This window comes from Vibrio sp. CB1-5, from assembly GCF_059412285.1.
In genome coordinates, this window is sequence record NZ_JBJHPB010000041.1 from 23,265 (window position 1) to 32,204 (window position 8,940).

General features: G+C 46.4%; 5 protein-coding genes and 1 pseudogene. All 6 read left to right on the forward strand.

The window, feature by feature from the left end:
• The first annotated feature begins 7 nt into the window (after nucleotides 1–7).
• The gene (locus ACJB0T_RS20580) at nucleotides 8–697 is read left to right on the forward strand and encodes a 1-pyrroline-5-carboxylate dehydrogenase (protein ID WP_479294502.1); all 690 of its coding nucleotides are present in this window, start codon (nucleotides 8–10) and stop codon (nucleotides 695–697) included.
• Between the two features lie 90 nt (nucleotides 698–787).
• Nucleotides 788–2,281 carry a sodium/proline symporter PutP gene (gene putP, locus ACJB0T_RS20585; protein WP_479294504.1) on the forward strand — a complete coding sequence of 498 codons (1,494 nt, stop codon included), beginning with the start codon at nucleotides 788–790 and terminating at the stop codon, nucleotides 2,279–2,281.
• A gap of 152 nt (nucleotides 2,282–2,433) precedes the next feature.
• Nucleotides 2,434–4,791 (forward strand): annotated as a pseudogene (locus ACJB0T_RS20590) (efflux RND transporter permease subunit); the annotation flags it as partial.
• A gap of 295 nt (nucleotides 4,792–5,086) precedes the next feature.
• Complete coding sequence (locus ACJB0T_RS20595; RefSeq protein WP_479294505.1) at nucleotides 5,087–5,335, forward strand: hypothetical protein; 249 nt, start codon at nucleotides 5,087–5,089, stop codon at nucleotides 5,333–5,335.
• Nucleotides 5,336–5,457: 122 nt separating this feature from the next.
• A complete protein-coding gene (locus ACJB0T_RS20600) occupies nucleotides 5,458–5,943 on the forward strand; it encodes an Lrp/AsnC family transcriptional regulator (protein ID WP_128649976.1) in 486 nt (161 codons plus the stop codon).
• A gap of 290 nt (nucleotides 5,944–6,233) precedes the next feature.
• A partial coding sequence (locus ACJB0T_RS20605; protein WP_495292932.1) for a VCBS domain-containing protein occupies nucleotides 6,234–8,940 on the forward strand: 2,707 nt, incomplete at its 3' end.

Below are 8,940 nucleotides of genomic sequence, written 5' to 3' on the forward strand. Positions count from 1 at the left end.
AAGAGTCATGGTTAATAACGCAACAATTTTCTCTGATGTTTTGAATGCATGGGAGAGCTGGAATGTTACCGATTTTGCTGAGCAGCGTGAGTGCTTGCTTTCTGTTCAGCGCAATATGGCAGAGCTCAACGCGACGCTAGCAAGCGTGATGGCGTTTCATGTTCAACAAGCCAATATCCTGCTGGCTAACCCGCATGTGATGCCGGGACCAACAGGCGAAACCAATGAGCTTTACGCTGCAGGTCGTGGCGTGGCTCTGGTGGTGATTGAGAGTGAAAAGGCGCAAGCAAAAATCGCTGCAGTGGCGCAGATAACAGCTGCGCTCATTGCTGGCAATGGCGTCATTGTTTGCTCTGGTAACGAGAAGTTTAATCAAATTTTAATGTCGGCAGTCGAGCGTTCTCAATTGCCTTCTAACCTAGTCCAGATTGTCGCTTTAGAAGAGGCCTCTACCTTCATCGATTTCGATGTTCGTGTAGTCGGTCTTGTAGGCTCTGAAGAAACACAATGGCAGGTTAACCATCAACTGGCTAATCGCGATGGAGCGATAGGTCTTTTGGTGTCTGAAACGGATCTGGTGTCACTTCCAACGTCGCACGATCCGAATCTAGTGTTGAGGTTCATAACGGAAAGAACAAGAACCATCAACATCACAGCAGTGGGGGGCAACGCTACCTTGCTTGAACTTGGTAGCTAGTGGCTAAGGTCTTCGACCTGCTCCACGCCGCCCTACCAGCCTCCAGCATTAAGCATGTTGGAGGCTGAATTCTAGGATGAGGAAATAATAATGATTCAAAATAGCTTCGCTATTACGACAACTTTTATCGCTTACTTGGCGATGATGCTTGCTATCGGTGTGATCGCTTATAAGCGCACAGCGAACTCAAGCGACTACTTTCTTGGTGGACGCTCTTTAGGCCCTTGGCCTGCAGCGCTATCCGCTGGTGCATCAGACATGAGTGGATGGCTGCTACTTGGTTTGCCGGGCTACGCCTACGCAGCGGGTATTGAGGCATTTTGGTTGGCAGGTGGCCTATTAGTGGGTACTTGGCTTAACTGGCTTATCTGCGCGAAACGACTACGTACTTACAGTATTACCACTGACGCTCTGACCCTTCCTGAGTACCTGTCTCGTCGTTTTAACGACAACTCTAAGGTGATTCAGGTTGTATCTGCGTTCTTTATTTTGCTTTTCTTCCTTTTCTATACCAGTTCTGGTCTAGTGGCAGGCGGTAAACTGTTTGAAACGGTATTTGGCTTAGACTACACAATCGCCGTGATTATCGGCACCGTTTGTGTGGTGTCTTACACGCTATTTGGTGGCTTCCTTGCGGTATCTTGGACGGACTTAGTTCAGGGCCTACTCATGGCTGCAGCGTTAATGATTGTCCCTGTCATCGGTATGCAAGGTGGTCTTGGTCAGCTAACGGCAGATTTAGAAGCGATTAACCCAGAACTACTGACACTTTGGAATGACGCGAAAGGTCAGCCTCTGTCTGCCATTGCCATCATTTCATTGGTTGCATGGGGCCTTGGTTACTTTGGTCAGCCACACATCTTGGCGCGTTTCAAAGCATCACGTAGCAACAAAGATCTAACGACAGCGCGCCGCATCGCGGTTATTTGGTCTGGTCTTTCTATGATTGGTGCATTGTTGGTGGGTGTCGTAGGTTTAGTGTACATCACTAATACTGGTGGTGATGTTCTAGCTGATGGTGAGAAGATCTTCATGCTGCTTGTTAATGCACTATTCCACCCAGTGATTGCGGGTATCTTGCTTGCAGCGATTCTAGCGGCAATCATGAGTACGGCGGATTCACAACTATTGGTGTCATCTTCAGCATTGGCAGAAGATTTCTACAAGCAAATCATCAACAAAGACGCGACGTCTGAGCAAGTTGTGATGGTGGGTCGCGTAGGCGTTATCCTGCTATCTGTGATTGCTCTTGTACTTGCAATGACCCCAGACAGCTCGGTATTAGGCCTAGTATCTTACGCTTGGGCAGGCTTTGGTGCGGCGTTTGGCCCTGCAATCCTACTTAGCCTTTACTGGGCTGGTATGAACCGTAATGGTGCTATCGCTGGTATCATCGTTGGTGGTGTGACTATCGTAGTATGGAAACAGCTTTCTGGTGGTATCTTTGATATCTACGAAATTGTTCCTGGATTCATTCTATCTTGGATTTCAATCATGGTAGTGAGTTCAATGACAGGTGGTCCTGATAAAGACGTTCAGGCACAACATGCGACGTTTGAGAAGAACTTGGTTGAGTTAGATTAATCTCACACAATAAACAACAATGCCCCGATGGATTCGGGGCATTTTTTTGTCTGAAGAACGTTGAAGATGGTATCGCTAGAGCATCTTGAGAAGAGTCATATTGATTTTCTAGGGTAACTGACGATGTTATGGAATACGGCATTTTTCGTCGCAGCCTTCGTTCTGTAGAGTCACTCGAAAACCTGATTATTCACGGCCGAGATACAGGCAACCTGATCCGCTTAAAAGATGTGGCTGAGATTTCCAAAGGCATCCAAGAGAAGCCATCGAACGTGATTACTTTTAACGGTAAACCTGCCATCAATTTAGCGATCTCTTTTGGTGCGGGCGTCAACGTGGTTGAGGTGGGTAAAGCGTTAGATGCCCAGCTTCAAGCGCTGGAGAACATCAAGCCAGCAGGCATTAACCTCGACTACTTTTATAACCAGCCGGCGGAAGTAGATAAGTCGGTTCAAGACTTTGTTGTCAGCCTTGCTCAAGCAGTGGGTATCGTGATTGTGGTGCTGCTGTTCACTATGGGTATGCGCAGCGGCATCATTATTGGCGCGGTACTGCTGCTTACGGTGTTTGGTACTTTCATTATGATGAGTATCAACAATATTGAGCTGCACCGTATCTCACTAGGCGCACTGATTATCGCGCTAGGTATGCTGGTGGACAATGCCATTGTGATCGTCGAAGGTATTCTGGTCGGGCTTAAGCAAGGTCAAACTAAGAAGCAAGCTGCGATGAGCATCGCTAAGCAAACCCAGTGGCCGCTTCTTGGTGCAACAGTCATCGCAATCACTGCGTTTGCTCCCATTGGTCTGTCACAAGACGTGACAGGTGAGTTCATGGGTTCGCTGTTTTGGGTATTGTGTTATTCGTTGTTCCTAAGCTGGATCACTGCACTGACTTTAACGCCGTTCCTAGCCGATATCCTGCTGAAAGAATCGGATAAGAATGACCAAGCTGCAGATGCAGACCCTTACAAAGGCGTTCTGTTTACTGTCTTCCGTTGGTCTTTGGAGTTGGCACTAAAACTACGTTGGCTCACGGTGGCAGGTATGATTGCGCTGCTAGTCTCTGCAGTCATGGCGTTTGGTCTGGTAAAACAGTCGTTTTTCCCACCGTCAAATACGCCAATGTTCTTTGTCGATATGTGGATGCCAGAAGGCACGGACATTCGCCAAACGCTCAAGCAAACCGAGCAGGTAGAGGCGTATATCCAAGGGCAGGACAATGTCGAGTTTGTGTCTTCGACGGTTGGACAAGGCTTGCAACGTTTCATGCTGACTTATCAACCAGAGAAAAGTTACGAAGGCTATTCACAGCTGCAAGTGCGCACAACTAGCCGCGATAACATGTTCGAATTGCTCAATAAGTTAGACGCGGAATTGTCTACTCAATTTGCAGCACCTACGTTCCAACTACGACTGATGGAATTTGGTCCGTCGCCAGCGTCAAAGATTGAGGCACGCATTATTGGTCCAAATCCGCAGGTTCTGCGTGATATTGCGGTGCAAGTTGAAGATGTATTGCTTGCCGACCCTGGTTCGAGAAACGTTCGTCATGACTGGCGTGAGCGTACTAAGAAGTTAGTACCTCAGTTTAATGAGTCAAAAGCGCGCCGCTTGGGTATCTCAAAAGAAGATCTATCAAGCACCCTGCAATTGGCGTTCGGTGGTAACACGATTGGCGTGTTCCGCGATGGTACGCAGATGCTGCCAATCGTAACCAGATTAACGGAAGCTGAGCGTGTTGATTACGCGTCGCTGCAAAATATCTCTATCTGGAGCCCAATGCTGCAAACGTATGTGCCCGTGGAGCAGGTGATTGATAACGTCACGTTGGAATGGCAAGAGCCGATTATTCAACGCCGTGACAGAAAACGCACGCTAACCGTGCTCGCTGACCATGATGTATTGGGTGACGAAACGGCGGCAAGTTTATTCGCTCGTGTTAAGCCACAGGTAGAATCACTGCCTCTACCTGCTGGCTACACGATCGAATGGGGTGGCGAATACGAGTCATCAAAAGACGCGCAAGAGGCGATGTTTAAGTCGCTGCCGATGGGCTATTTGCTGATGTTCATCATCACTATGTTGCTTTTCAACTCGTTTAAGAAGCCGTTGGTGATTTGGCTCACGGTGCCGCTTTCTATCATTGGTGTGGCGTTTGGTTTGCTGGTATCTAATATGCCATTCAGTTTCACAGCGTTGCTGGGTCTACTTAGTCTTAGTGGCATGATCCTTAAAAACGGTATTGTACTTATGGATCAAATCAACTTGGAACTTGATAGTGGCAAAGACCCTTATTTAGCGTTGGTTGATAGTGCGGTAAGTCGTGTGCGTCCAGTGAGTATGGCGGCGCTTACTACCATCTTAGGGATGATACCGTTGGTGTTTGATGCCTTCTTTGGATCAATGGCGATCACGATAATGGCAGGTCTTGGCTTTGCAACAGTATTAACACTCATCGTAGTCCCTGTATTGTTCGCCATTTTCTTTAAGGTAAAACCTGCGAAATAACTGAAATTACAGTGGATATGACGCAAAGCCTGCACTAATTGCAGGCTTTTTTGCGTTAGTAGGATGTGAATTTTGAACCCGCTTCTCGTATTTTGCCGTCATTTTTATGATCTTTGCGGACGAGTTCCGTATTTATCGTATTTATCGAGCTGTTTGTAAGTAAATTTCGAAATCTTGATCAAATTTTCGCAAAATAATGACGTTATTTTGGAATACCAACCACATTTTTTGGCATGATCGTTTTGTAAATCGACCCACTTTCAACACAATATGGTCACGAAACGATCAGATGCAAATGGAGACACCTCAAATGCCGACTAACTACTGCGCAGCGTGCAAGAAAGACACCGCCCATAAAGCAGTCATGCGCCGCAGTCATAATGACAGTTCATCCGCGCTTCAAAGCTTCCAAATGCTTATGTCTCAACTTGTTAACGGTAGTGGATACTACAAGTTAGAGCGTCAATTGTATTGCCGAGTTTGCAATAGCCAGAACCAAGAGTCTGTAAAAACAGTCATCACAGGCCAAACGAATTTGGCTTAGATTCACAGTGTAAACTGTTATCGATTAGTGGGATTTGTCACAACTTTGTGATCTCATATCTATTTACAAGCATAACCTTTGATTTACAATCGTGAAATCTCCAATTCATTTGAGTTAAATCAATGGCTTCGCTTGCTCTAGATAAAATCGATTTGGAAATCCTTCGAATACTCAGCCGTAAAGGTCGTATGCCTATTGTCGAGTTAGCAAAGCTCGTCAACCTTACGACGTCTCCATGTTCTGATCGCGTTAAACGGCTGGAGAAAGAAGGGTTTATCCTTGGCTACCATGCTGAGCTCAACCCAGAAAAGTTGAACTTGGATGTTCAGGTCTTTATTCATATCCGTCTCGATCAGACGAGTTTCTCTATCTTTGAAAAGTTTGCTAAGGCCGTTGAACTGATGCCAGAAATCGAGGAATGCTATTCTCTTTCTGGTGACTTCGACACCATGATCAAAGTTCGCACCAAAGATATGAAGTCTTATCAATCTTTCATGTCCACTAAGTTGGGCACATTGCCTGGTGTTATACAAACACGAAGTGAAGTCGTGATAGAAGAGCATAAAACTGGGTTTGGTGTGAACCCGGACCTTCTTGACACGCTTTAGACTCATCTCGACAAACCATTACTAATTATCCGTTGCATCCCATCCATTCTTCCATAAACCTTCTCATAGTAGACACAGATTATGTCTTTTTTGAGAATTTGAACATTTTGTGGTCTTGATGGGTTTAAAAGTATGATTTTTATTGTTATTTACTTATAAAAAGTAAACTAGAAATCTCTTTCAACAGTCCTACACTGAACATATATAAAATATCTAATAAACAATGAGTTGCTTCAGTGAATGTAGAAGATTGACTGGATAGATTGCGACGGTTGTTCAAGGAGTTCGCCATGAGTATTGCTGCATTATTGGGTCTAGTGGAACTGTCGGGAACGTTAGTTCTTGATTCAAATGGCAAAATTGTCTTGTTGCCTGAGGGCGCTGAAATGAGACCAGGTGACATAGAATTGTCGCCTGATAACCTGGTTCCTGATGTTGAACTGCGGGAAATACTATTTGCTCAGATTAGCTCCCAAAATCAGGATGAGGATATCTCAAGTATTTCAACCAACGATCTCGATGCTGACGCTATTATCGCTCAAATCGAGGCTGGCGCTGATCCCACTCAAAATGAAGACCAAGCCACAGCAGCAGGTGGCTCATTAAGCTCTAGTATCACTGACGCCGCCACCGTCGAAGCAATTAATCCACAAGTCCTAGCTGCTACGTTTTTTGAAACCCTTGGTCTTGATAGACAAGGTCTGACAGAAACACAGACCAATGCTCTATTAGATATCGCAACGAACAGTGCGCCTGTTACTCTATTTGAAGCTCGAAACTATGATGAAGAGTCACAAGACAGAGACTTGGGTTTGAGCTTTCCTACGGATGCAGACGGTGACGTACTGACTGTTACAGTCACAGAACTTCCTAAACTGGGACAAGTGACGCTCGCTGACGGTACACCGGTTAGTCTGGGACAGATCCTGACTCAAGCTGAATTTGAGAATCTACAGTTCGATGCGCCTCAGGAATATACCCTTGGTGAAGATGCGGGTCAGTTTACCTATAGCGTTGATGATGGTAAGGGTCAACTGGATTCCGTGCAAACGGGTGGTGTGTTACTAGAAATCAATCCAATCAATGACATACCGGTTATTGACGAAGTAGGGCAAGGTAACTTAGTTGAGGATGGTAATCTCGATGATGGCCAAGTTGTAGAAGGTGTGAATACGGCTTCCGGTAGCATTAGTGCCTCTGATAATGATACGGATGCCGTGCTGACTTATGGTGTAGAAAACGATACCAATGAATACGGTCAGCTTAGTGTCGATCCCGAAACGGGCGACTGGGTATTTACCTTGGATAACAGCTCTTCTGCGACGCAAAGCTTAAAAGAAGGCGACTCAATAAACACCAAGTTTGAGGTAACCGTCACCGACGATAAAGGCGCCGTCACTGCTGAAACACTAACGCTTACTATCAATGGCACTAACGATTTACCGATATTCGATGCAGGTGGTGATGCTGCTGGAACTGTGACCGAGCAGGGTGATGGTATCGGCAGCGATAATCTAGCCTCGGGTCTTTTATCCGTTACCGATGTTGATGCGGATGCGATTCTCACATTTGCAATTGAGTCTGAGCAAAATGACTTTGGTTCATTCACTGTCGATGAAAATGGTCAATGGCAGTTTGAGCTCGACAATGAAGCGTCGGTGACCCAGGCATTAAGTGAAGGTGAAACGAAAACACTGAACTATACGGTTTCTGTTACCGATGAGTTTGGCGCCCGCAGTGAACAGGTTGTCGCGATTACTGTTATCGGTACAAATGATACTCCGGAAATAAAGGATGGAAGGGGAGCCAGCGGAGCTGTGAATGAGGCGGGTCATCGTGATGATGGCACACTGTTTCCAGGTAAGGTGTCTGACTTTGGTACCATACGAGCGGCGGACAGTGATGGAACGCTAAGCTTTACCACTTCGGACAAGAGTGATTATGGTGAATTTACCATAAACGAGTTAACTGGCGAATGGCGATTCACTTTAGACAATAGCGCAGCGATTACTCAGTCACTGAAAGAAGGTGAGACGGTTGAGGCTGTGTTCAATATCAAGGTGGCGGATGAATCCGGTGCTTTCGTCATACAACCAGTTACCATTGAGATCTTTGGTGCTAATGACCAACCTACAATATCCTCATCAAGCGACTTAGTTGGTAACGTTATTGAGTCTGGAGACAATACTGAAGGCACGTCACTTGCCTCCGGAACTCTTGTCGGAGAGGACGTTGATGATGACACAACCTTCACCTTCTTTGTAGAAGATGGTACGAGTGAGTACGGACAGTTGGTGATGAAGCCAAATGGTGAGTGGACGTTTGAGATCGATAATGACGCAGCGGCCACTCAAGCTCTTAATGCTGGAGATACTGTAGACATTGCCTACCCAGTTACCATCCGAGACGAGTTTGGCGCAATCAACACCGACGTATTGACGATTACCGTCGTCGGTACCAATGACTTACCGCAGATTGTCAGTGGTTACTCCTCTGCATTGACTGAAGATGCAGACACAGATGCTCTTGGCTACCTAGTGGCAACCGATACATTGGTTATCAGTGATAAAGATGCAGATGAGGAGACGTTTAATCCTGGAAACGCAGAACCAGTAGGGTCAACGCTCGGCTCGCTTACTATGGCGGCTGATGGCACTTGGACGTACTCAGTAGACAATTCACTAGCGGCTGTACAAGCTCTGGATGTTGGCGATAAGTTGGTTGAAGAATTTATCGTGACGTCTGCTGATGGCACAGAACACACCATCGCCGTTACCATCAACGGCACCGAAGATGAAACCATCATCACCGGCCCAACGACCGATACAGTGAAAGGAGACACCGATGTGGATGCAGGTCTCTTGGTCGCTGGCGACAATCTGTCGCTCACCATCACCGACAATGACGCCGGTGAGAACAAGTTCAGCACTACAGTGACCAGCGTCGCGAACGACAATGGCCAGCTTCCGCTTGGCACCTTAACCATCACTGAAGATG